At 44.1% G+C, this 21314-nt stretch carries 19 protein-coding genes; 5 read left to right on the top strand and 14 right to left on the bottom strand.

The annotated features are described in order from the left end of the window. Window positions 1-27: 27 nt before the first annotated feature. Complete coding sequence (locus LDO37_RS06355) at window positions 28-324, top strand: ArsR/SmtB family transcription factor (protein ID WP_101112231.1); 297 nt, start codon at window positions 28-30, stop codon at window positions 322-324. 78 nt (window positions 325-402) lie between these two features. On the opposite strand, the gene LDO37_RS06350 is transcribed toward LDO37_RS06355, so the two are convergent. From LDO37_RS06350 to LDO37_RS06330, 5 genes are all read right to left on the bottom strand, one after another. Then, entirely contained in the window at window positions 403-1404 is a 1002-nt protein-coding gene (locus LDO37_RS06350) for a FecCD family ABC transporter permease (protein ID WP_126606057.1), read from the bottom strand. Between the two features lie 6 nt (window positions 1405-1410). Beyond that, the gene (locus tag LDO37_RS06345; protein WP_126606058.1) at window positions 1411-2364 is read right to left on the bottom strand and encodes an ABC transporter substrate-binding protein; all 954 of its coding nucleotides are present in this window, start codon (window positions 2362-2364) and stop codon (window positions 1411-1413) included. Then, a complete protein-coding gene (locus LDO37_RS06340) occupies window positions 2364-3176 on the bottom strand; it encodes an ABC transporter ATP-binding protein (protein ID WP_126606059.1) in 813 nt (270 codons plus the stop codon). Before LDO37_RS06340 ends, LDO37_RS06345 begins: the two co-directional genes overlap by 1 nt. 554 nt (window positions 3177-3730) lie before the next feature. Continuing rightward, window positions 3731-4231, bottom strand: coding sequence for an SLATT domain-containing protein (locus LDO37_RS06335; RefSeq protein ID WP_126606061.1), 501 nt, complete (start codon window positions 4229-4231; stop codon window positions 3731-3733). A 588-nt stretch (window positions 4232-4819) separates the two neighbouring features. Continuing rightward, entirely contained in the window at window positions 4820-5230 is a 411-nt protein-coding gene (locus LDO37_RS06330) for a GNAT family N-acetyltransferase (protein WP_221768490.1), read from the bottom strand. 505 nt (window positions 5231-5735) lie between these two features. Between LDO37_RS06330 and xthA the strand changes: the two genes are divergently transcribed. Further along, entirely contained in the window at window positions 5736-6542 is an 807-nt protein-coding gene (gene xthA / locus LDO37_RS06325; protein WP_126606062.1) for an exodeoxyribonuclease III, read from the top strand. A 71-nt stretch (window positions 6543-6613) separates the two neighbouring features. On the opposite strand, the gene nhaA is transcribed toward xthA, so the two are convergent. The 5 genes from nhaA to LDO37_RS06300 all read right to left on the bottom strand — a co-directional run bounded on the left by nhaA (window position 6614) and on the right by LDO37_RS06300 (window position 13845). Further along, the gene (nhaA, locus tag LDO37_RS06320) at window positions 6614-7783 is read right to left on the bottom strand and encodes a Na+/H+ antiporter NhaA (RefSeq protein ID WP_126606063.1); all 1170 of its coding nucleotides are present in this window, start codon (window positions 7781-7783) and stop codon (window positions 6614-6616) included. 328 nt (window positions 7784-8111) lie between these two features. Then, complete coding sequence (locus LDO37_RS06315) at window positions 8112-9230, bottom strand: lipocalin-like domain-containing protein (protein ID WP_126606064.1); 1119 nt, start codon at window positions 9228-9230, stop codon at window positions 8112-8114. 1 nt (window position 9231) lies between these two features. Next, window positions 9232-11685 (bottom strand): ABC transporter permease, encoded by a 2454-nt coding sequence (locus tag LDO37_RS06310; protein WP_126606065.1) that lies wholly within the window; start codon window positions 11683-11685, stop codon window positions 9232-9234. Beyond that, window positions 11666-12337 carry an ABC transporter ATP-binding protein gene (locus LDO37_RS06305; RefSeq protein WP_101112216.1) on the bottom strand — a complete coding sequence of 224 codons (672 nt, stop codon included), beginning with the start codon at window positions 12335-12337 and terminating at the stop codon, window positions 11666-11668. Before LDO37_RS06305 ends, LDO37_RS06310 begins: the two co-directional genes overlap by 20 nt. 128 nt (window positions 12338-12465) lie before the next feature. Further along, window positions 12466-13845, bottom strand: coding sequence for an MATE family efflux transporter (locus tag LDO37_RS06300; RefSeq protein WP_126606066.1), 1380 nt, complete (start codon window positions 13843-13845; stop codon window positions 12466-12468). Between the two features lie 266 nt (window positions 13846-14111). Between LDO37_RS06300 and LDO37_RS06295 the strand changes: the two genes are divergently transcribed. Then, on the top strand, window positions 14112-15563 hold the full coding sequence (locus tag LDO37_RS06295; RefSeq protein ID WP_126606067.1) for a DUF2867 domain-containing protein: 1452 nt from the start codon (window positions 14112-14114) through the stop codon (window positions 15561-15563). A gap of 52 nt (window positions 15564-15615) precedes the next feature. Here LDO37_RS06295 and LDO37_RS06290 read toward each other — a convergent pair whose 3' ends face one another. The 3 genes from LDO37_RS06290 to rsuA form a co-directional block, all read right to left on the bottom strand. Further along, window positions 15616-16275, bottom strand: coding sequence for a DUF2913 family protein (locus tag LDO37_RS06290; RefSeq protein ID WP_126606068.1), 660 nt, complete (start codon window positions 16273-16275; stop codon window positions 15616-15618). After that, on the bottom strand, window positions 16275-17465 hold the full coding sequence (locus LDO37_RS06285) for a Bcr/CflA family multidrug efflux MFS transporter (protein WP_126606069.1): 1191 nt from the start codon (window positions 17463-17465) through the stop codon (window positions 16275-16277). Before LDO37_RS06285 ends, LDO37_RS06290 begins: the two co-directional genes overlap by 1 nt. 392 nt (window positions 17466-17857) lie before the next feature. Then, window positions 17858-18553: a 16S rRNA pseudouridine(516) synthase RsuA gene (rsuA, locus tag LDO37_RS06280; RefSeq protein ID WP_126606070.1), complete on the bottom strand. Its 696-nt coding sequence runs from the start codon at window positions 18551-18553 to the stop codon at window positions 17858-17860. A 71-nt stretch (window positions 18554-18624) separates the two neighbouring features. Between rsuA and LDO37_RS06275 the strand changes: the two genes are divergently transcribed. Continuing rightward, window positions 18625-20361 carry a DEAD/DEAH box helicase gene (locus LDO37_RS06275; RefSeq protein ID WP_126606071.1) on the top strand — a complete coding sequence of 579 codons (1737 nt, stop codon included), beginning with the start codon at window positions 18625-18627 and terminating at the stop codon, window positions 20359-20361. Between the two features lie 31 nt (window positions 20362-20392). On the opposite strand, the gene LDO37_RS06270 is transcribed toward LDO37_RS06275, so the two are convergent. After that, on the bottom strand, window positions 20393-20764 hold the full coding sequence (locus LDO37_RS06270) for a YybH family protein (RefSeq protein ID WP_126606072.1): 372 nt from the start codon (window positions 20762-20764) through the stop codon (window positions 20393-20395). Window positions 20765-20784: 20 nt separating this feature from the next. Here LDO37_RS06270 and LDO37_RS06265 point away from each other — a divergent pair, with 20 nt between their 5' ends. Then, entirely contained in the window at window positions 20785-21291 is a 507-nt protein-coding gene (locus LDO37_RS06265; RefSeq protein WP_126606073.1) for a type 2 periplasmic-binding domain-containing protein, read from the top strand. Window positions 21292-21314: the final 23 nt, after the last annotated feature.

The raw sequence follows: 21314 nt of genomic DNA, 5'->3' as shown, positions 1-21314 counted from the left end.
GAAATATAATGTTAGAGAGGAATCTAAATGGACATCGAAATCGTCGCGAAGTCTCTGAAAGAGTTAGGGCACCCAACAAGGCTGACTATTTACAAAAGTGTTGTGAAAGCAGGGTTTAGAGGTATTGCAGTTGGAGGGCTTCAAGAAAGCCTTGCGATCCCAGGATCGACACTTTCGCATCACATATCGGGGTTGGTTTCAGCAGGTTTACTGACACAGCGCCGAGAAGGGAGAACGCTTTTTTGTGTCGCTGAATACGAAAAGCTCCGAGGCGTGATCAGCTTCTTGCTCGACGAGTGCTGCGCCGACGAAGAAGAAGAGTAATGAACAATGGAAAGGGTATACAGATAGAAAATAAGGTACCTAAAAAATTAAGGTACCAACTTCTTATACAATTTTCTGTTACACGGTTTTCTTCCACACAAGATACAGCACAAATACCCCACCAAGCGCGGCGGTAATAATCCCAACGGGCAGTTCTTGTGGCGCTAAAATAGTTCGGCTGACGACATCACCTGTGGTCAGCATCACCGCTCCCCATAGCGCCACCAAAGGCAACAATTTTCGGTGGGTCATACCAGAAAAAGGTCGCACCAAATGTGGCACCATCAAACCAATAAAACCGACAACCCCTGTAAGTGCAACAATGGATGCCGTACAAAAGGCACTGCATATGAAAATTTCACTTCTTAACCTGTGAACATTAATGCCTAGCGAGTGGGTTGTCTGATCGCCCACTAGCAGCGTATCTAAATCTCGGTAGCGCTTAAGAATCAACGCTGCCACACCAAGTACGCCAGCGAGTGCAAAGAATAAGTTGTCCCAGCGCGCTAACCCTAATCCACCCATGGTCCAGAATAAAATTGAACTGGCCGCTCTCTGGTCCCCTGAATAAATGAGGAAGCTTGTTACGGCACCAAACAGAAATGAAATGGCAAGACCACAAAGAACCAAGTTGTCATTCCCGCGTTTCTTTTGAATGGAGAATAGGATGATCACCGCCGATGCCGATACGATGCCTCCGGCAAACGCCGCTATTGGCAAAGACCAAGTCCCTAGTGCGTCACCAAGGCGCGTTATCACTAAAACAGCACCAGCAGAAGCCCCTGAAGACAAACCAAATAAAAATGGGTCAGCTAAGTCATTTCTTGTCGCGGTTTGCAGTAAAGCACCAACTAACGCTAACCCTGCTCCAGCAATGACCGCAAGCAGTGCTCTTGGTAATCGCAGGTCCATCAATATACGGCTGGTCATAGACATGTCATCGTCGCCAAACGAACGCAATCCAATAAACAGCTCGTCCATAGAAAGCGTTGTGGAACCAAGCACTAGACTTAATGTAAATACCACAAGAAGAGCTGCTCCTCCGAGCAGCCACATTATTGAGTAAGAATGAGACTTCATTTAGCGCTAATTGTTGGGAAATAGCGCACGTGACAGTTTTTCAATAGCATCTATATTGGCAGGACCGGGGGTAAGTTGTTCATAGCGAAGCTTTACATATCGCTTATCTTTAACTGCTTTTGTGTGCTGCATGAGTGGGTGTTGCTCTAAGAAGTTTTGCAAAGCATCTGCACCGCTCGCGCTTTGGTAATCCAAAAGAATGATCACGTCAGGGTTTTCTTTAGCAACGTGTTCCCACGATGTTGTTGACCAGCTGGTTTCCATGTTGTCTGTAACGTTATTTCCACCAGCAACCCGAATAAGTGCGTTAGGCATGGCGTATTTTCCAGCGGTAAACGGTTTATCTTCACCTGAGTCATACAGAAACACATTCGGTTTCGTTGCGCTGGAGCCCTGATTTTTTGAGACAGCTGCAATTCTGTTTTGCCATTCTTTGACTAATAATTTGGCTTTTTCTTGCCTATCAAAAATCACACCTAACTTCATGACATCGTCATACAACAAGTTCATGTTTGCGCTTTGCTCTAACTTATTGGTATGGATACAGCTCTCAGACAGTATTAGGGTATTGGTCCCATAAGGAGTTAAGGTTTTTGGCGTCACCTCTCCCCCAACCTTCATTCCATAATTCCAACCTGCAAAGAAAAAATCGGCTTTGGAGGTGATCAGGGTTTCCAATGATGGGTATTTGGGTGCCAGCTCTTTAATATTACCCAGCTTTTTTTCAAAGCTCGGGGACATCTTGTACCAACCAGAAATGCCAGTCACACCAGCCATACTCTCTTGCAAACCGAGAGCAAATGCCATCTCCGTCATATTGATATCATGAAATACCGCTCGACTAGGGCGTTCTTTAATCACAAGTGGGGTTCCACAGTTATCAACGGTAACTGGGTATTGAGTATTTGCAGCTTGCGCCCAAACAGGTAAAAGAACCGTCAGAATGACAGACCATTTCATTAAGCAACTCCTAAAGATGGTTGTACCCGTGATCCAGCCGCTTCAAAGTGGTGAACGACATTGGTCAATTGCGGGTGGTTAAAAGTTAAGACACGAAGCCCGAAAACAGGGGTAATGTGCTTGTCTTGTAAGATTTCTTCAGCGGTATCGCACCTCACTATTTTTTGCTCTGACATCAAAATCACTTTGTCGGCAAAGGGGGCGACCAACGGCAAATCATGCAATACAGCGATGGATGCCATGTTTCTGTTTTTTATTAGTTCCAGTAGTTCTAATCGGGCAAGTGGATCAAGATGGTTGGTTGGCTCGTCAAGCAGCATTAACTTAGGCTCTTGGGCAAATGCTCTCGCTATGTTTGCTCGCTGTTGTTCTCCACCTGATAACGCACCCATCGGGCGGTCGGCTTTGTCACTGAGATTAACGTCTCGAATGGCCTGTTCCACCGCTCTCACGTGAGTATTTTTAGAGCAGCAAAAGGTATGAGGAACCCGACCCAACCAAACATATTCACGAACCGTAAGTCTTGGATCTACATGATCGTTTTGCGCAACAACAGCAATGGATTTTGCTTTTTGTTGCGGCGACATTTCGCTGACCGATATGCCTTCTATAAAAAGGCGACCATCTATGGGTTCATACTCACCTGAAATTGCTTTCAGCAAGCTCGACTTACCGCAGCCATTAGGTCCAATAATCGCCACACACTCACCTGTAGATACGTTAAAAGTGGCTTGCGTTAACACCTTCCACCCTAGCGGGCTTTTGGCACATAAATTTTCTACATCGAGGACGAGCTCATGCTGTGTGGACATCGTGAAACCATAAACGAAAGATATGTTATAACATAACATAATTACAGATATACATGTCAATAGCTTGTACGTTAGTTAACCTCAGCTTTGGATAAGAAACAGCATAACCATTGAATTAAATGAAAGTTGTACTTTATCTCCTTTCTAGTCAGAAGTTTTTGTTGATAACAAGGCGAGTTAACGTGCCAATAGCGAGCCTATTGCAAGTGAATTCAACACAGTTAGCGGCACAAACAGCGACTAGAAAGATGTTCTGTTATCCAAAGCTGAGGTTAGGGTCTGTTGACCTTTCGAGATGATTTTTGCAGCAATTTGTGGGTGATTTATACAAGGCAAAGCTCATTCGGTGTAGCGCTCTACATCTATGAGCGATAACGCAGTAGAAATAAGCCACAAATGCTGCCCGAAGGGTTCGACTAGGCGTCCCCGCTCTATGCCTTTTACTCTTTGTTGCAAGGTATTTGCTTAGAGTGACTAGGCTACACACCTTGCGCCGCGATTAAAAGGCATAGAACTCGAACAAAATTTAACCACGAAAGGTCAACAGACCCTAGTTACAAACGCGTCATTAATCTTGCTGCCTCGTTTTCTGTATGCGTCTCTTTTTTGGCTTTACTCCAGCGATGGCTGAGAGCATGAGGGGCATCCGAGGCTATCTCGTCTTCTTTCTGCCGAATGGCGTCAATATGAGTACCCAAATCCTTTATAGGCGCACGAAAGTCCACGACGTATTCAATCCGTTTTTTTAACGCACCATAGCGTCTTGCTACTTGCCTATGGGTGTCTGCTTTTTCTGAAAGCCTTAAAAAGGTTTGTAAATAAGCAAACAAAGCGGCCGACGTCCCTACGACTGGTGATAACCAAATGGGCTGGACATCACTGGCGAAAATCAAAACAGAAGACGCTGTCGTTAATACAATCAATACAACACCGAGCAGCAAATGATAACGCCCATAAGAAATTGCCGTATAGCTATGTGCCAATTGAGCCCTTTTGCACCTCGCCCGCCATTTGATCAAAGTCGCCATTTGACCCTCATTTAAATTCTTCGCCATAACGTCACCTGAACCATTCCGAGCATTCAGCTTCCTTGCTAACAACAACTCCATTGCAACTGGTTTTGAGATAAAAACCCTGATTCGTATCCATTCTCATCAAACTAGAAAAGAAGAACACCGGTCCTAATTGACTTAAAGCATTATAAATTCAATATATTAAGTCATAACCATACATGGAAGTCGTTTGATGAATTCACCTGTTTAACGCATCAAATCCCATATTATTAATTAGAAATATACTGTATATAAAAACAGTATTCCACCAGTGATTTTTGCTGTTTATTCACGGTGTGAACACTTTCAAAGTACGGAAAAAACAAAGTTACTTCTGTAAGAAGATAGAGATAGGGGTATACAAAAGGTAAAAACAAACACGGTAACGTGCACAAAATGGAGACAGAGAAGAGGTACTTGGAAGGACAATGGCTATAGAAGTTGTTGATCTTAGATATCGATATCGGGGAAAACATAAATATCGCGGTTTAAGTTATCGGGGAATAGTTCTCTCCTCGACTTGACACCACCTAAACGCTTGACCAAGGATTTCGCTGGCTTATTGGCATCATTCATATAGGTCTCGACTTCTTACCAACCAAACTCGCGGTAAGCATACGAGATAACGGCAAGAGTGGCTTCCATCGCGTAACCTTTTCCTCTTGAGCTTGGCAGCAACCACCAAGTTAGCTCTCTTGGCCAGCCCAACCCTTGCCAAAACCCACAAACCCCAACGACTATACCTGAACTTTTTTCTTTGATAGCCCAAACGCCAAAGCCATCAACGTACCAACCACCAACATCGCTTTTAAGACGAGCCCATGCCATTGAACGTGAAATAGGTCCACCATATGCTTCTGACGCGTCACTATCGGTATAAAATGCCTCATACGCTTCAAAACAGCTTTTATCTGGCGCGACTAAAAACAGCCGATCGGTTTCAATTTTTGGGATCATTATGTGTAAATTTGATTCGATTAGAGAGTGGGAATGAGTACCCATAAAAAAACACCTACATATCGCTATGTAGGTGAAAAATGTACCACAAATTAAGGTTGCTTATACACCCCTGCAGGTGTGTACGGCAAAGCAGATACTATTAGACAAAACACTGTTACTCAACCCCTTTGATAGCACTAAATTCCATAAAAAATCGTCATTACCGTACATTGTCAAAAATCTAAGTATTGATGCAGCACGATATCAAAGATACAAAACTAAAATGTTGACAGATCACATCACTTAACATTACGGAGTTCTGTATATTTTTCATACAGCCAATTAAATTTTATGAACAAACACAGATAAAGTGAGTACCAGCAGAGTTAAAGCGGTTTTGGAGAAAACGTCTAAATTTAGGACATTTGAGTTCAGGTGGTAGTGTCGAGGTAGAGATGCCGAAATAAACATGTTTAAATTGGTGTAGAAAATGAGGATTCGTTGTAGCGAAACCTATGAAAATAGATACCTTATGTCGCACAAGGTCTCACTAGAGGATAGAAAAATAATGAAAGTGATAAGCTTCAACATAAATGGTCTTCGAGCTCGCCTTCACCAATTGCAAGCATTAATAGAGAAGCACCAACCCGATGTCATCGGTCTTCAGGAAATCAAAGTTCATGATGATGCATTTCCTTTGGAAGACGTGGAAGCAATGGGGTACAAAGTTTACTACCATGGTCAAAAAGCACATTACGGTGTCGCTATGTTATGCAAAACAGAGCCGATCGAAGTAAAAAAAGGCTTCCCTACAGATAATGAAGATCATCAAAAGCGCATGATCATGGCGACATTTGAAGACGAAAATGGTGAAAAAGTCACGGTACTCAATGGCTACTTCCCACAAGGTGATAACGTCGAACACGAAACAAAGTTCCCGTATAAAGAACAGTTTTACAAAGACTTGATGACCTACCTTAATGATCACCATACCAACGAAGAACAGGTCATTGTTATGGGCGACATCAATATCAGCCCTATCGACTTGGATATCGGCATCGGTGAACCGAATCGTAAGCGCTGGCTAAAAACAGGAAAATGTTCTTTCCAACCTATCGAGCGCGAATGGCTACAAACGTTATTAGATTGGGGTTTTGAAGACACATTCCGTAACTTGCACCCCGATGTCGAGGACAAATACTCTTGGTTTGACTACCGATCACGTGGGTTTGATGACAACCGAGGTCTGAGGATTGACGTGGTATTAGCGACACCTAGCTTAGCGAAAAAGTGCGTTGAAGCCGATATTGATTATGAATTGCGCGGAATAGAGAAGCCATCCGATCACGCACCTATTTGGTCTGTTTTCAAATAACCATTGGATCGATTGAAACAAAAAACCCCGCTATCTCTAGCGGGGTTTTTGTTTAATTAAAGCTGCTGTAATTAGTGCTGTACTTCTTCTACCGGAACAGGCTCTTTAGGTAGGGAGAAGTGAAGCAGTAAGTAGCCAAGTATTGCTGAAGTTGTCGACCCCATCAGGATGCCCAAGCGAGAATACGTATCAAATTCTGCGCTAACATCAACAAACGCCAATCCTGATATGAATATCGACATGGTAAAGCCAATACCACACAGTACCGAAACCGCAAATATGTGCTTCATGTTGATACCTTCTGGTAACTTAGCCACTCCCATCTTCACAGCAACCCAGCTGAAGCTGAAGATACCAAGAGGTTTACCGACCAATAGCCCCATCGCAATACCCAACGGCAGCATTGAAGTTAGACCCGACATGGATACACCAGCTAGCGATATACCTGCATTTGCAAACGCAAAGACGGGCAAAATAAAGAACGCGACATAAGAGTGCAGTGCATGCTCAACGTGCTTGAGAGGCGACCGCTCCCCTTTGTTACCGTTAAGTGGAATAGCAAAGCCGATTACTACACCAGCCAACGTTGCGTGCACACCAGATTTCAATACCGCGACCCACAGAATAAAGCCAACGATGAGATACCATCGAATCTTACTGACGTGTCGACTGTTCATAAAGAACAAGACAGCGGTGGCAACAAAGCCTATCAGAAGCGCAGTAGTCGAAAGATCGCCAGTGTAAAACAGTGCAATAATAACAACGACACCTAGGTCATCGATTATAGCTAAAGCAAGTAGGAACACTTTAAGGCTTACTGGTACGCGTTTACCAAGAAGCGCCATAATACCTAAGGCAAATGCGATATCTGTTGCCGCAGGGATCGCCCATCCTTGCATTGCTGTTGGGTCACCGCTATTGAATGCGATGTAAACAAGTGCAGGTGCGAGCATTCCGCCAACAGCAGCAATAGCTGGGAAGATTGCGGTTTCTTTGGATTTTAATGCGCCTTCGAGTAATTCTCGCTTAACTTCTAGACCAATGAGAAGGAAGAAGACAGCCATTAAGCCATCATTGATCCAGTGAGAAATGGACATGCCCAATACATAGGTGTGTAACCCAGCTTGGTACATTTCGTTGAGTGGGGAGTTCGCGACGAACATAGCAATTGCAGCCGCAATTACTAGGATAATACCACCCGCGGATTCCATTTTAAAAAAGTGTTTAATGACATCATTCATGATATCGCCCTTTCATCTACTTTGTTAATAGAATGCTAACAAACAATAATTCAAAGTTTATAGTGTGATGTCGCTTGGGAAAAATCGCTTGTTTGGAGCTCAAACATCGGTTTTTCCGAAACTTATCAAGTTTTAATCAGAGTATTCCTTACTGTTATTTAGACTAAGTTTATTATTACTTCCCTTATTGTATAGCCGTTCACAGTTTATAACGCTAAACGTTGCAACTAATTTGGTATTTATACCCACAAAAAAACCGCGCTACAAGAACGCGGTTTTTTAAATATCTCATTATGAGAGTGATTGCTAGTTTCTAAGATTAAGCCAATCAATACCCTGTCAATTGCATTAAACCCACGGCTTCATGGCTGCCGGTAGCTACAATAGGTCCTTCCCAATAAGGGATAGCGAATGGCAACCATTGCTCAGCTTTCATTACTCGAGTTGTTAAATTAATGTTGTACTTTGGTACATTAATAACCCACTGCAAAGGCAATTTGCGACCATTCCTTAACTTAGCTGTGCCAATCGGAACGATCTCGACATCTTCGCCTTTTAGAACAACAACGTCTCCCTTTCTATCTGCAATGGTTCCAAAAGTGTAGGACGGTTGCCTAACGTGTCGATATTGATTGACCATTAATGTTCGTCCATCTGTCAGACGAAGTGAGAATTGGTCCCAACCTTGTTGCCCTTCCGCAAGTAAACCACTCCCCCACTCTTTATTGAACCACGCTTCCCCTTGTACTCGGTAAGTTTTACCGCCAAGAACAAGTTGCCCTTTGGTACGAATAAACGGGGCAGCCACACTGAATGACGCGACAGGAAGAAGATCGTGCTTAATCTGATAACCGAGATCGCCATTCACCACATAAGGACCAATGGTAGAGCTATGAAGGTTTACTTTAAACTCATCGGTTTCAATATTCAGAGTGCTAGGAAAAGGCGCATTGCTGGTTGTACTCCAACGCCAGTTATCGATCCAAATACCAAATGGGGCATCTTGCACACCGGCTTGCCCGATCCCGCCACGAGCGACCCTTTGCTCTTTAATGCTTGTTTGATTAGATGTGATAACAACATGCGACAAGTAGGTCTGTGGGCTTTGCCAACCCCCTATTTCACGCTCATCGCTAGCAATTCGGAAAAAACTCCATTGAATGCCATAGTGTTCTTCATTCTCGTCTTGAACATTAGCAAAAAAGTGCCACCACTCATGCTGAAATTCAGGGTGTTCCTTGAAGTCTTCAGGTATCGCCACCGGATCATCTGGTAATACAGGTTCGAATACCGCGTCTTTACTGCCTATCAACACCGTATTAACTTCATTTTCATGCTCCCCTGTTACAGGACCATAAAAGGAGTCATAAAAAATCCACGATATGCCGCTCAGAGCAACAATAGAGAATAGAACTGGAAATATTTTAGATTTGGATGGACGACTCATACTATAACGCGTCCCGCAGTGACTTCATTGGGGTTTTCCGAACCATGTTAAAGACTGGCCACGCACCGGCAATAATGAGCGCACCAAATGACCAAGCGAACGTTGTGCCGTACTCCCAAGGAATCACTTCCAGCTGCATGGTCCATCCAAAAGATTGTTTAAGGACAACGTCGATCATGAGATCAGCCAGTACTAACCCTAATGGAATGGCGATCATCGCTGAGAAAATCCCTATCACCAGAAGCTGTAAACCACCCAATAGAACGAGTTCCTTAGCGGATAAGCCAAAACACCGGAGCAATGCAAAGTGTCGCTGACGTGAAGTTTCACCGGCCAGAGTAGAGAAGAACAACCCGAAGACAGCGATAACGAGCGTAATATTGCCCAAGGTCCCTGCAATGCCAAAGGTACGGTCAAACACCTTCAACGCTTGATCGTGCACTTTATTGTTATCGTAGATTCGCTCAGGTGAGAGCTTAAATTCTTGGTTCAGTTTTCGAAGCAACTGGCTGGAGCTAAAGCCATCTTTGAGAATAATACCCAACCCAGCTTCACCTTGATTAGCAAAATGTGTCAGCCAGTTTCTATGTGACAACATCACCTGGTTATAGGGGTTGCCGTAGTCATAATAAACTCCAACAACTTGCCAATTTCCATCTAAAGGCGCTGGTAACGCGATATAGTCGCCCGCGCGGATTCCCGCCTTTATGGCCATAGATTCACTCACCATCACGCCTTGGGAGTGTTGCAAATGGAACCAATAATTGGGAATGGCAACTTTAAGGGTAAGCGCTTCTTTTTCACCTGCTGTATTACCAGTACTGACGGCTTGCATTGTCCCTGTAATACTGTTTATTTCCTTTTCCCAACGCCACCAGACTTCTTTCACTTCATCTTGATCTGATAGCCAGGTACTCATTCTCTTTGAAATATTATTGGTCGGCATCACATATACGTCTGCCGCTAAACGCTGAGTTAGCCATTTATCTGTTGTTTCACGGAAGCTTCCCACCATGGTTTCAACACCAATGTTGGTGGCGAGTGCAAGCATAAAGGCCATGGCAGCCACTCCACGATAACTCATGCTGGCAGCACAGTCGGCGAAAAACCAGCGAGCTTTCACCCATTTCAATGAGAATGACAACCCATTGAAGATTTTCCATACAATAAAGGGCATAAAGAGCCCGACGCTGATCAGCAATAGTGCGATCAAAGCGAAACCGGACTCTTGAGTTTGATTGGCTTGATGAACCGCAACCGCTGCCACCACGAATACACATGCCAGCATAGCCTGAAAGGTAAACTCCTTACCTGCAAAGCGCACAATGGACAGCTTTGCGCTTAATTGGACAGGTTGAGTTCTAAGGAGCCGGAACAACGGGAAACTACAAGCGAGTAGCGTACCCAAAATTGAAACCAATAAGCTCTTCTGACTCCAGTCCCAACTCCACTGAATATCCAACCCAACGTTGGCTTTATACAAGTCCTCTAAACTTGCCGATACACTCGGCATTAGTTGATTCGCTAAGAACAACCCAAACACGTTTCCACAAAGCCAAGCAATAACGATCCAAAAAATCAGCTCATAAACGAGTGCTAAGGTAAGCTGCCACATGGATACGCCAGTTTGACGCAATACGCCAACCAATGGCTGACGTTGCACAAAAGAGAGCGTCATCGCTTGATAGAAAATAAACAGACCCACAAAGAAAGAAAGCATGCCAAGTGCGGTCAAGTTGGTATGAAAAGCCAACGTTAGCGAATCAAGTTCCGCTCGAGTATTTTGCGAAAACTTCATACCGTTAGGTAAAAGTTCTTTTAGTGTTTCCACTTTTTCAGGCGGCATCTTTCCGCACGCAATGAGGTCGAAACCAGTTCGCTGGCTTAACATTCGAATTAGCGCAATGTCCGCGATTACCCGCGTACCCGAAAGCAAGTTTTGCTCATCCACCAATAGAGGACCAAGTAACGAGCCATCTTCAAGGGTAACGTAATCCCCATCATGCCAATTTAAGTGACTGGCAAGATCTGAACTCACCATAATCGGATAAGGTGGTTCTTTTAATTTAAGGGTATTGATGTCTCGAAGCGAAGCACCTTGCTGTAATTCAAGCATTGCAACGGGATCAAGCCCCGTTATAGTGAGTTCTAAACCGCTTTGAGTTGATATTCGGTGGGCATCAAAAGGCATGCATTGATGAAAGCCTTCCCTTCTTAGCTGAACATAGAATCCTTGGGGGATCTTATTGGCACTGTGTACAGGGCGAATACGGTAAGGCAAAGGGTTAGAAAAAAGTTTTTCGCCAGCGCTGTAGCTTTGTTTTGCGTGGTGGTTTATGGCTAGTACACCAACAAGAAGGGAGACGCCTAAAGTCAATCCAAGCCAGACGAGAACAATCTGTAAGGGGTGGCGCTTATAGTGACCAAGTAGCGCCTTAACTACGGGCCATAACATGCAGTTGCCCTCCTTGCAGGCGAATGCAACCTTCCATGTGTTGCGCCACTTTTTCACTGTGTGTGACAAGCAATAACGTACAGTCGAGCTGTTTTGTTAAGCTCGTAAGAAGCCGCATAACAGCTTCTGCGTTTCTTTCATCTAGACTACCTGTCGGCTCATCTGCTAAAAGAAGTTTTGGTTCCATATAGAGAGAACGCGCTATTGCAGCACGCTGCTGCTGGCCACCAGATACTTCTTCAGGGTATCGACCGAGTAAAGGCATGAGATCAAGCGCCGAGAGTATTTGCCGCCATAAGCCTCGATCTTCTGGAAGCCCTTTGAGCTGTCTACAAAAACGTATATTGTCTGCAATATTTAGAGTAGGAAGCAAATTGAACTGTTGAAAGATGTGGCCAATATTATTTCTGCGATACGCTGTACGCTTATATTCAGGTTGCGCATGCATAGAAAATTTCGAAAACCATATTTCGCCGGAATCAACTTGATCGATTCCTGCTATTAAATTGAGTAAGGTGCTTTTTCCCGATCCGCTTTCCCCCATCAGGGCGAGCTGCTCTCCTTGCTTCAATGTCAATTCAGCCCCTTGCAGTACGGGGTGAAACTCTCCACCATCCACGTACCCTTTACATAGGTCTGAAAGATTTAACATTCACTTACTCAACTGGCTTAGTTAGAAATTAGGTATGAGAATCTACACTAAAACAGGAAGCCTAGGAAGTATTTTGACGCAGAGATCACAATATATGCACACCGTTACATTACAAGGGAGACTTGTGTTCAATTTTCAACCAAATTTCTAATCCACTTCTTGCTTTTTATACGGTACGTTGACCCAAACCATTTAATGAGCTCTTCAAGCAAAAATAGTGCATAAATATATTCCGGCTTCCACCCAAGGACGATGGCACAAAACGCAGTAACTGGAATGCCGATAACCCACTGAGCAACCAAGTCTTGATACAAGCAGAAATTAACATCACCACCCGCTCTAAGCACACCAACAATCGCCATCATAGGTAAGGAGCGAAGAACGATCCCCACACTTAATACCAACATGAATTTCTGGCTGAGTGCTCGTGTTTCATCAGACAATGCGGTAAACGCTTCCAAAATATAGATCTGAGATAAATAAAGAAGCGTCGCTGTAACAATCCCCACACCTATGTTCACCACCACGAGGCCGATAGCGCGATAATAAATTGACTCTAAGTCCTTCGCCCCCAATTGATTACCAATGAGGGCGGCTGAAGCGGTAGAGATGCCAATCATTACGCAAAGGGAAATGGATTCCACAGGGGTCATCACAGAGAGTGCGGCAAGCCCCTGAACACCTGTTTGTCCCATGATTGCGTGATAGACAAATAAACCCCCAGCCCAAGCAAGAAAGTTAAATGTCGTTGGCATTGAAAGTTTCAAGAAACGAATGACGGTTTCTCGATTCCAAACTGTTACCATTTCATGGAAACCAAAAGACAATAAATGTTTTTTGGAGTACAAGTACCCGTAAAGACAGCACACTTCAATGGCGCTGCTTATCAAGGTAGCAATAGCCGCGCCTTTTATTCCCATTGCAGGCGCGCCTATATTTCCGAAGATGAAAACCCAGTTCAGAAACACATTCGAAACGATACCAATACCACTAAAAAAAGTACTCAGACCGGGCTTTTGAATTGAACGTAGCCCCACTGCCATGCTCGCGACAAACGCCACACCAAACATGCTGAATGCAGTAAGCAAAATATAGTCGGTTCCCAAAGCAACGACTTCAGGTGAGTCGGTTGCAAGGCTCATCACTTGAGATGGAAATAGTGAAAAGCCAACAACGGTAACCGCGGCAGTCAAGCTTGCTATCATCCACGTCAACGCTGTACTTTCCTTCACCCCTTTGTGATTACCTGCCCCCCAATACTGAGCAATGAGCATAGAACCACCGGTTGTAATTCCCACCAGCATGATAGTGGTGACAAACATAGCGCGTGACGCGATACCCACAGCCGCAATGTCGGCTTCACCAAGTTGCCCTAGCATTAATACATCAACCAACCCACGGCTCGAAAACATCACACTTTGCAACGCAATAGGCAAAGCAATGGCAAACAGTTTCCGAATAAAGTCCCCTCGAGTATGGTGAAATACAAGATGCATTGCTGATGTCATACGTCCCTCTTGCCATCGATTTGTTTTGGAGTAAAGGTATTGGAGTAAAAGTTGAGCAGAAACCGTACAGAATCACGTTTCCCTAATTACATACCCATATGCTGGGTATACCAATCTATATGAATAACAAAAATAAATATACTCAATATGTTAGGGTTTCAAAATGAATAGCCTTTGGCGATTATCTTCACTATCTAGGAGCTTCTTGCCAAATGTTTACATATACCCAGAAAGCACTATTTATTAAAGATAGGTAATAGAAGTTTATGGATTTAAAACGAGTGTTGGTACTTGGGGCATCCGGCTATGTCGGCTCACAGTTGATTCCACTTTTATTAAGAGAGGGGTACGCCGTAACGGCGGTCGCTCGCCAATTTGAGTTCCTAAAACGTCGTGTTCCTGAGCATCCTAACTTAACAGTGCAATACCTTGATTTAGCCGATCGCGAATCTACGTTAAATTTTGTCAATCACTTTGACCTCGCGTTCTTTCTAGTACATGGCATGGCACACGGGTATGACTTCATCGATTATGAACTGTCACTGGCAGAGAATTTTCGCCAAGCCTTGGATAAAAGCCAAATCCAACACGTTATTTACCTGAGCTCACTTCAACCTCAAACTGGCGATTCTAAGCACCTACAAGCAAGACGAGAAACAGGTAACGTACTAAGACAATCTCATGTCCCCGTTACGGAAGTTCGTGCTGGTGTCATTATTGGTGCAGGCAGCGCCGCGTTCGAGATCATGCGAGACTTCGTCTATAACCTCCCTATCCTGATTACACCGAAGTGGGTAAGCTCCAAAGCTAATCCAATCGCACTAGACAACTTAAATCACTACCTGTTAGCGCTAGCAAAAGACACTCCGAGCGAAAGCCACGTATTCGAAGCGGGCGGTCCCGATGTTTTAAGCTATCGAGAGCAGTTTCAGATCCTTTGCAAAGTCACTCGAAGAAAACGCTCAATTTTATCGACACGAATACTCACACCTAAGATGGCGAGCTATTGGTTGGGTATGGTAACTTCCGTTCCTTCTAGTGTAGGGAGAGCGCTATTAGCAGGACTAACACACGATTTCATAGCCGACAGCCAAGCCCTAGAGCGTAAATTCCCTCAACCTCTAATACCTTTCGAACAAGCCGTCGCATCCGCAATTGCAAGTGAAGGTGCTTATTTGAAATCCAACGTTTGGGGGTTTGATCCTTCTGCGCTTAAGAGGTGGCAGCCAGGCTTTGGCTACTACCCTAAAAAGACGGGCGCTAGCATACAAACCGAAATGGATGCGCAAAGTCTCTGGAAAGTGGTTAAAGAAATTGGAAGCTATGAAAAAGGATACTTTTTTGCTACGTGGATGTGGCGACTTAGAGAGTGGATGGATGTGCTAGCTGGCGGATCTTTTCCAGTAAGGCAAAAGCCCAGCGATTCTGCATTAAAAGAAGGCGACTACATCGATTCTTGGAAAGTCATTAAACACGAAGAAAACGCCTTTATTTCTTTGTTGTTTGGAATGAAAGGTCCTGGATTAGGGCGGTTAGAATTCTCGATAAAAGACCACGGGAACTACAGGGAGCTGAACGTCACCGCTTGGTGGCACCCGAAAGGCTTTTTAGGGTTGCTCTATTGGTTTGCCATGATGCCAGCGCACCTATTTGTTTTTCAAGGAATGGTCAAAGCCATTGTTCAACAAGCAAAGCTCGAGAATAAGGCGAAAAAATAGGAAGCCTCTGGGCTCCCTACTATACCTATCTGGATCTATTTTCTATCTAGTTCTACTTATCCATACCATAGCCAAGTGGAATTTCGGCTAATTGCGGACCTTGGTTATTTGGGTACACCAAATACTCACCATGGTATTTAACCTTAGATTTATAATCGGTGACTTTGTGGACCAAAAAACCCTGCTCCGTTGCCAAACGGATAAATTCCGCGTGATTACCGCGTACATACCAGCTCATTGGCTTGATTAAATCAGTGCCTTCAAAGCAATCATCGCATTGATGTGAACAGAGCAAAAATGAACTGTCGCCTTCTGTAAAGACTTGAATCTTCTCTCTGGCATCATATTCAGTACACACAGCCCACCCCTTCGCTTCCATGAAATCGATAAAACCTTCAATTTCGCTATCTAAAACAGGGGTCGCGTCTTTATCTGCTGGCGTAAATTTAGCGTATAACTGAGAAATTTGACGGAACAATAACAGTAGATCGAGTTGCGTACCTTTGCTTCGACCTGATTTTTGCCAGCGAATTAAATCTCCGCTAACAACACGATGAAAACGCTGACCTTTAATCGCACGTGTGATCCAGCGAAGAATAAAGTGCGTGTTGCTCACCGGTGTATCGGCTAAACGCCCTTTATTGTGCTCTTCTGCCATTTCATCTAAAGCAGTATTAACAAGGTTTTGAATCTCAATATGGTATTTAGACATTACGCCTTTCTTCCTAGCGTCCAGTAAAATAGTGCGGATAATACCGCACAGAGCGTCATCATCATAATCATTGGTACTTGTGTATTCGACGGCATAAAGGCAACCACAGCGCCCATGAGAGATCCCATACCAAACCTCAGCGTGCCCGCCAAAGAAGAGGCAGTACCTGCCATATTAGGGTACCCGCTAAGTAGCAGCGCCATGCTGTTGCTGCCAATCGTCGCAATGGTCCCGACAAACAGCACAACAAAGGGAACAATACCCCATAATCCTAAATCAAATAACCAGCCGAGAAAAAGCCCAACTCCGGCAATCAATTTAAGTGCTAATCCAAACCTTAGCATCCAATGCGAACCAACTTTCTTTACAATCCGACCGTTGAGAATCGTCATCAGGATCATGCAGATAATATTCAGTCCAAATAGATAACCAAATTGATCAGGAGTGACATGATAAAGATCGATATAAACAAAAGAACCAGCCGTTAAAAAAACAAACATGCCCGAAAATGAAAACGCGCTTGATAGAATGAGCCCTAACGCCACAGGATTGGTACACAATTTAGCGTAGTTTCTCAAACTTGTTCTGAAGTTTAATGGCTGCCTATTCTCTGGTGCTAATGTCTCTGGGATTTTCCATAAAACAGCAGCAATCACAACGGCGGAAAATATGGCCAACGTCCAGAAGATGGAACGCCATCCAAACCAAACCGCTAAGTGGCCACCTATCATAGGAGCCACTAACGGTGCTAGTGTCATCACAAGAGTGATAAAAGACATCGTACGAGAAAAATCTTCTCTATCGAACATATCTCTGACCACCGCCTGAATCACAACCGCTGCCGCAGCTCCGGCAAACCCCTGCGCGACACGTACTGCCATTAATGCATCAATACCCGTTGTGGTCGCAGACACTATTGACGCAAGCGCGAACAATACGACGCCGATTAACAGCACAGGCCTCCGGCCATAACTGTCTGCCAGTGGACCATGCAGTAACTGCCCAAATGCAAACCCTAAGGTGTATGCAGTTAAGGTGATTTGTACCTCACCCGCAGTGACTCCGAGATCTTTTGCTATAGCAGGCATCGCGGGCAAATACATATCGATCGCGAGCGGAGTAAGAGCCCCGATGGCTCCTAAAATAATGAACAGCAATAAGCTGAGCTGGGGTGTCTTTTGAGAAGACATAACTCTCCTAGAGAAAAGATGAGAAAAAACTGTCAGTAATAGGTATATACCCAAGTCACCTCAAGATGCAGGATTCAGAGCCTCATATTCTGTTTCAGTTCAAGCCTCTTTATTTCAAAAAATCAGGAACGCAGCGGAATAATGAATCCTTTCCAAGTTCTTTGACGAAGAAATGGGACAGAATATGGGCTCCCAAGGGCGAGTTTAACTGGCTTTCATACTGCGTTACCGATTTTTGATTTAGAACCACTAAATCATCAAATCGATGCCTTGTCTTAAAGACAGTTAAATCTCGCTGAACCAAGTATCTTGAGGTCACTTGGGTATATCAATTCCAACCTATAGACACGACAATACCTAAAGGTGACTGGCTTTGCGCCCCTTAGGCTTAATCACGAATAGACAGAATCAATTTCTTCTTGGGTCAGATAACGATATTCACCAGGTTCTAGGTCTTCATCCAAATAGATGTCACCGATGCGCTCTCGGTGAAGCCCTTCTACTTTATTGCCAAGTGCCGCAAACATTCGCTTAACTTGATGATACTTACCTTCGTGAATTGTCAGCAGTACTTCTTTTTCATCAATGATTTCGAGTTGGGCTGGTAAAGTCGGCTCTTTTTCATTTCTGAGCTCAATTCCCTGTTTGAACTGGTCAACATACTCTTGTTGCACAGGATCAGCAAGCCACACACGATAGGTTTTTTCACACTTATGTTTTGGTGAAGTAATACGATGCGACCATTTACCATCGTCCGTAATAAGAACCAGCCCTGTTGTATCCACATCTAGCCTGCCTGCGAAGTGCAAATTTTCCATTTTCACTTCGTCTAGTAAAACAAATGCGGTGTGGTTGAACCCATCTTCATGGGAACATACAAAGCCATCCGGCTTGAACAGCATAATGTATCGCGGACCTTGCATGGTGATAGTTCGACCTTGCCATTCAACGTCGCATGCTTCGGTTACTTTGAAGGCACCACTTTTTTGTATGGTGTCATTGACGGTTACATCGCCACTTTTAATGATTTTGGTGGCTTCTTTACGTGTTGCTCCTAGAGCATCACAGAGAAATTTGTCTAAACGCATGGATACCTCATAACTACTAAGTCGGGTATTATACCCAGCAAATAAAAATAAATGACGATTTTCATTACTGTATGTACACCCTTCGCCCCTACCAAGCCGATTCCGTTAAAGCGGTTGTGCATTATTTTCGTAAAAATAACTCACCTGCGGTAATAGTGCTCCCAACCGGTGCAGGCAAAAGCCTCGTAATTGCTGAATTGGCTCGCCTAGCAAAAGGAAGAGTGTTAGTACTTGCTCACGTAAAAGAACTTGTTGAGCAAAATCATGCCAAGTACGAAGGGTATGATTTGCAAGGTTCCATTTACTCGGCAGGTTTAGGGCGCAAAGAAACAGACCAACAAGTTGTATTTGCATCTGTCCAATCTGTCGTCCGAAACCTTGACGCGTTTGCAAACCAATTTTCGTTGCTGGTTATCGACGAGTGTCATCGCGTCCCCGACAACACCAGCAGCAGCTACCGTAAAGTCATCAGCCATGTTCAATCCATAAACCCAGGTATTAAAGTTCTTGGTTTAACTGCCACCCCGTACCGCTTAGGTATGGGTTGGATATACCAGTACCACACCCGAGGATTGGTTCGCAGCGAAGAACCTCGATTTTTCCGAGATTGCATTTTCGAACTTCCAATTCGCTACCTACTCGATGAAGGATTCCTTACTCCGGCGAAATTGGTCGACGCGCCTGTATTGAGTTACGACTTTTCTCAGCTCAAGCCCGCATCCACCGGACGATATAAAGAGTCCGAGATGGACATGGTGATAGAGCAGTCCAAACGAGCGACACCGCAAATCGTCCAACAAATTATTGCTCAAGCTCTAAACCGACATGGCGTCATGATTTTTGCGGCAACAGTCAGGCATGCTCAGGAAATTCTTTCCCTCTTACCGGAAAATGAGTGCTCACTCGTTATTGGAGATACAGAAACAAAAGAACGTGACCGTATTATCCAGTCTTTTAAAAATCGAGATATCAAATTCTTGGTTAATGTATCAGTTTTGACCACTGGTTTTGATGCACCTCACGTCGATTTAATTGCAATTTTACGCCCTACCGAATCGGTGAGCTTGTACCAGCAAATTGTTGGGCGAGGGCTTCGTCTTTCGAACGGAAAGACCGAATGTTTGGTGCTCGATTACGCAGGAAATAGTTACGACCTTTATCAACCTGAAATAGGTAACCCAAAACCAGACTCTGATAGCGAAATTATCACCATACCTTGCCCATCTTGCGGCTTTAACAACAGCTTTTGGGGCAAACTTGACGCAGCTGGCTTCTTAGTCGAACACTATGGCAGGAAATGCCAAGGCTACTTTGAAGAAGAAGATGGCACGCGAGAGCACTGCGACTACCGCTTTCGTGCGAAATACTGCCCTGAATGCGGTGCCGATAATGACATTGCTGCTCGTATCTGCCATGAGTGCGACGCTACATTAGTAGACCCCGACAAAAAACTCAAAGAAGCGTTGAACCTGAAAGATGCGCTAGTTTTTGAATGCACGGATATGCAGCTCTCTGTTCATAAAAACGAGAATGGCAAACCGCAGCTTAAAGTCACTTATTACGGTGATAACAATGCTCAGGTCCATCAGTTTTGGTCGCTGACGACTAAAAAACAGAAAGAGACATTTCAAAAAATGTTTGTTCGCCCTCATCTGGCGGACCGTCATCGTCCATTTGAAGAGAGCTCACCCACAAAGGTAGTCAACCATCAGCACCGATTCCGCTTGCCTCAGTTTGTCATTGCAAGAAAATCTGGACGGTTCTGGACAGTGCGCGACAAGATTTTTGCAGATGAACTCACGCAGTAAAGCCTACGAATTCTGATCTTACCATTCAGATCTAGCGTTCACCGAGCACTTCAAATTCGTCGTAAACCAACCTTGCCTTGCCGTCGGCTTGGATCTGCCAATGCTCACGATGAAACACACTATAGGCTTTGTTCATCTGCCACTGTGCAGTCAAAATATAGCCATCCTCTCCTTCTGGTTGCCAATCTATATTGGAATATTCGACCTCAGTAAAACCCTGACCAATGAGATTTGCCCAAAACGTTTCTATCTCATCTCTTCCTTTAAATATGCCGAATGGCTTAGCCACCATTTCTGTACTCTCGGCATATTGAGAAGCGTAACCTTCTGCATCTCCTTGATTGAACGCATTTTGCCAAGCCATGATCCCTGCTTTACAGGCATCTAGAGTTTCTTGGGACATCTTCGTATTTCCTATGTTGTATGGGTGAACAACAACTCGACCTAATGGAACATGATATTGATTTAGCAGTTCGAGTCGGTCTTTCTAAAGACAGTAGCTACAAACAAAAAAGAATCGGGGAATTTACAGACGTCTTATGCAGATCTAAGAAAGAGAGCACTCACTCACACGAATCACCTTACGTGGCTAACCATTGGCAGGGGCAAAAGATTGTTCATAAAATGACTCATAACCAAACTGGTGTATCTCAGGAGTTCGTGTTTACACCGACACATCGCACCAATACCATTTATCAAACAAAATCGCTGATATCGAAAGGAATCGGCATTGGTTTGATTCCGGACATTCTCATTAATGAGGGTGATGAACTCGTTCCAGTGATAGAGAATTATCACCTATCCCCTACTCCTGTTTTCGTACTCCATCCCTTTAAATCCGCTATTCCCATTAGTGTTTCCAAGGCAATGCACTCCATAGAAACAATGTTGCATATAAAGAATAGGTATGATAAAAAAGTATATCTGTAAGAAAGTGTAAGATTCATAAACAA

The organism is Vibrio penaeicida (assembly GCF_019977755.1).
In the GTDB taxonomy this organism is placed as follows: Bacteria; Pseudomonadota; Gammaproteobacteria; order Enterobacterales; family Vibrionaceae; genus Vibrio; species Vibrio penaeicida.
This window is presented reverse-complemented; position numbering and strand designations above follow the sequence as displayed.

Coding starts and splice junctions, on each gene's coding strand:
- LDO37_RS06300 (WP_126606066.1), bottom strand. CDS start 13,845: ATGACATCAGCAATGCATCTTGTATTTCACCATACTCGAGGGGACTTT.
- LDO37_RS06330 (WP_221768490.1), bottom strand. CDS start 5,230: ATGGGTACTCATTCCCACTCTCTAATCGAATCAAATTTACACATAATG.
- LDO37_RS06270 (WP_126606072.1), bottom strand. CDS start 20,764: ATGTCCCAAGAAACTCTAGATGCCTGTAAAGCAGGGATCATGGCTTGG.
- rsuA (WP_126606070.1), bottom strand. CDS start 18,553: ATGCGTTTAGACAAATTTCTCTGTGATGCTCTAGGAGCAACACGTAAA.
- LDO37_RS06290 (WP_126606068.1), bottom strand. CDS start 16,275: ATGTCTAAATACCATATTGAGATTCAAAACCTTGTTAATACTGCTTTA.
- LDO37_RS06285 (WP_126606069.1), bottom strand. CDS start 17,465: ATGTCTTCTCAAAAGACACCCCAGCTCAGCTTATTGCTGTTCATTATT.
- LDO37_RS06305 (WP_101112216.1), bottom strand. CDS start 12,337: ATGTTAAATCTTTCAGACCTATGTAAAGGGTACGTGGATGGTGGAGAG.
- LDO37_RS06310 (WP_126606065.1), bottom strand. CDS start 11,685: ATGTTATGGCCCGTAGTTAAGGCGCTACTTGGTCACTATAAGCGCCAC.
- LDO37_RS06345 (WP_126606058.1), bottom strand. CDS start 2,364: ATGAAATGGTCTGTCATTCTGACGGTTCTTTTACCTGTTTGGGCGCAA.
- xthA (WP_126606062.1), top strand. CDS start 5,736: ATGAAAGTGATAAGCTTCAACATAAATGGTCTTCGAGCTCGCCTTCAC.
- LDO37_RS06335 (WP_126606061.1), bottom strand. CDS start 4,231: ATGGCGAAGAATTTAAATGAGGGTCAAATGGCGACTTTGATCAAATGG.
- LDO37_RS06355 (WP_101112231.1), top strand. CDS start 28: ATGGACATCGAAATCGTCGCGAAGTCTCTGAAAGAGTTAGGGCACCCA.
- LDO37_RS06350 (WP_126606057.1), bottom strand. CDS start 1,404: ATGAAGTCTCATTCTTACTCAATAATGTGGCTGCTCGGAGGAGCAGCT.
- LDO37_RS06265 (WP_126606073.1), top strand. CDS start 20,785: ATGGGTGAACAACAACTCGACCTAATGGAACATGATATTGATTTAGCA.
- nhaA (WP_126606063.1), bottom strand. CDS start 7,783: ATGAATGATGTCATTAAACACTTTTTTAAAATGGAATCCGCGGGTGGT.
- LDO37_RS06295 (WP_126606067.1), top strand. CDS start 14,112: ATGGATTTAAAACGAGTGTTGGTACTTGGGGCATCCGGCTATGTCGGC.
- LDO37_RS06340 (WP_126606059.1), bottom strand. CDS start 3,176: ATGTCCACACAGCATGAGCTCGTCCTCGATGTAGAAAATTTATGTGCC.
- LDO37_RS06275 (WP_126606071.1), top strand. CDS start 18,625: ATGTACACCCTTCGCCCCTACCAAGCCGATTCCGTTAAAGCGGTTGTG.
- LDO37_RS06315 (WP_126606064.1), bottom strand. CDS start 9,230: ATGAGTCGTCCATCCAAATCTAAAATATTTCCAGTTCTATTCTCTATT.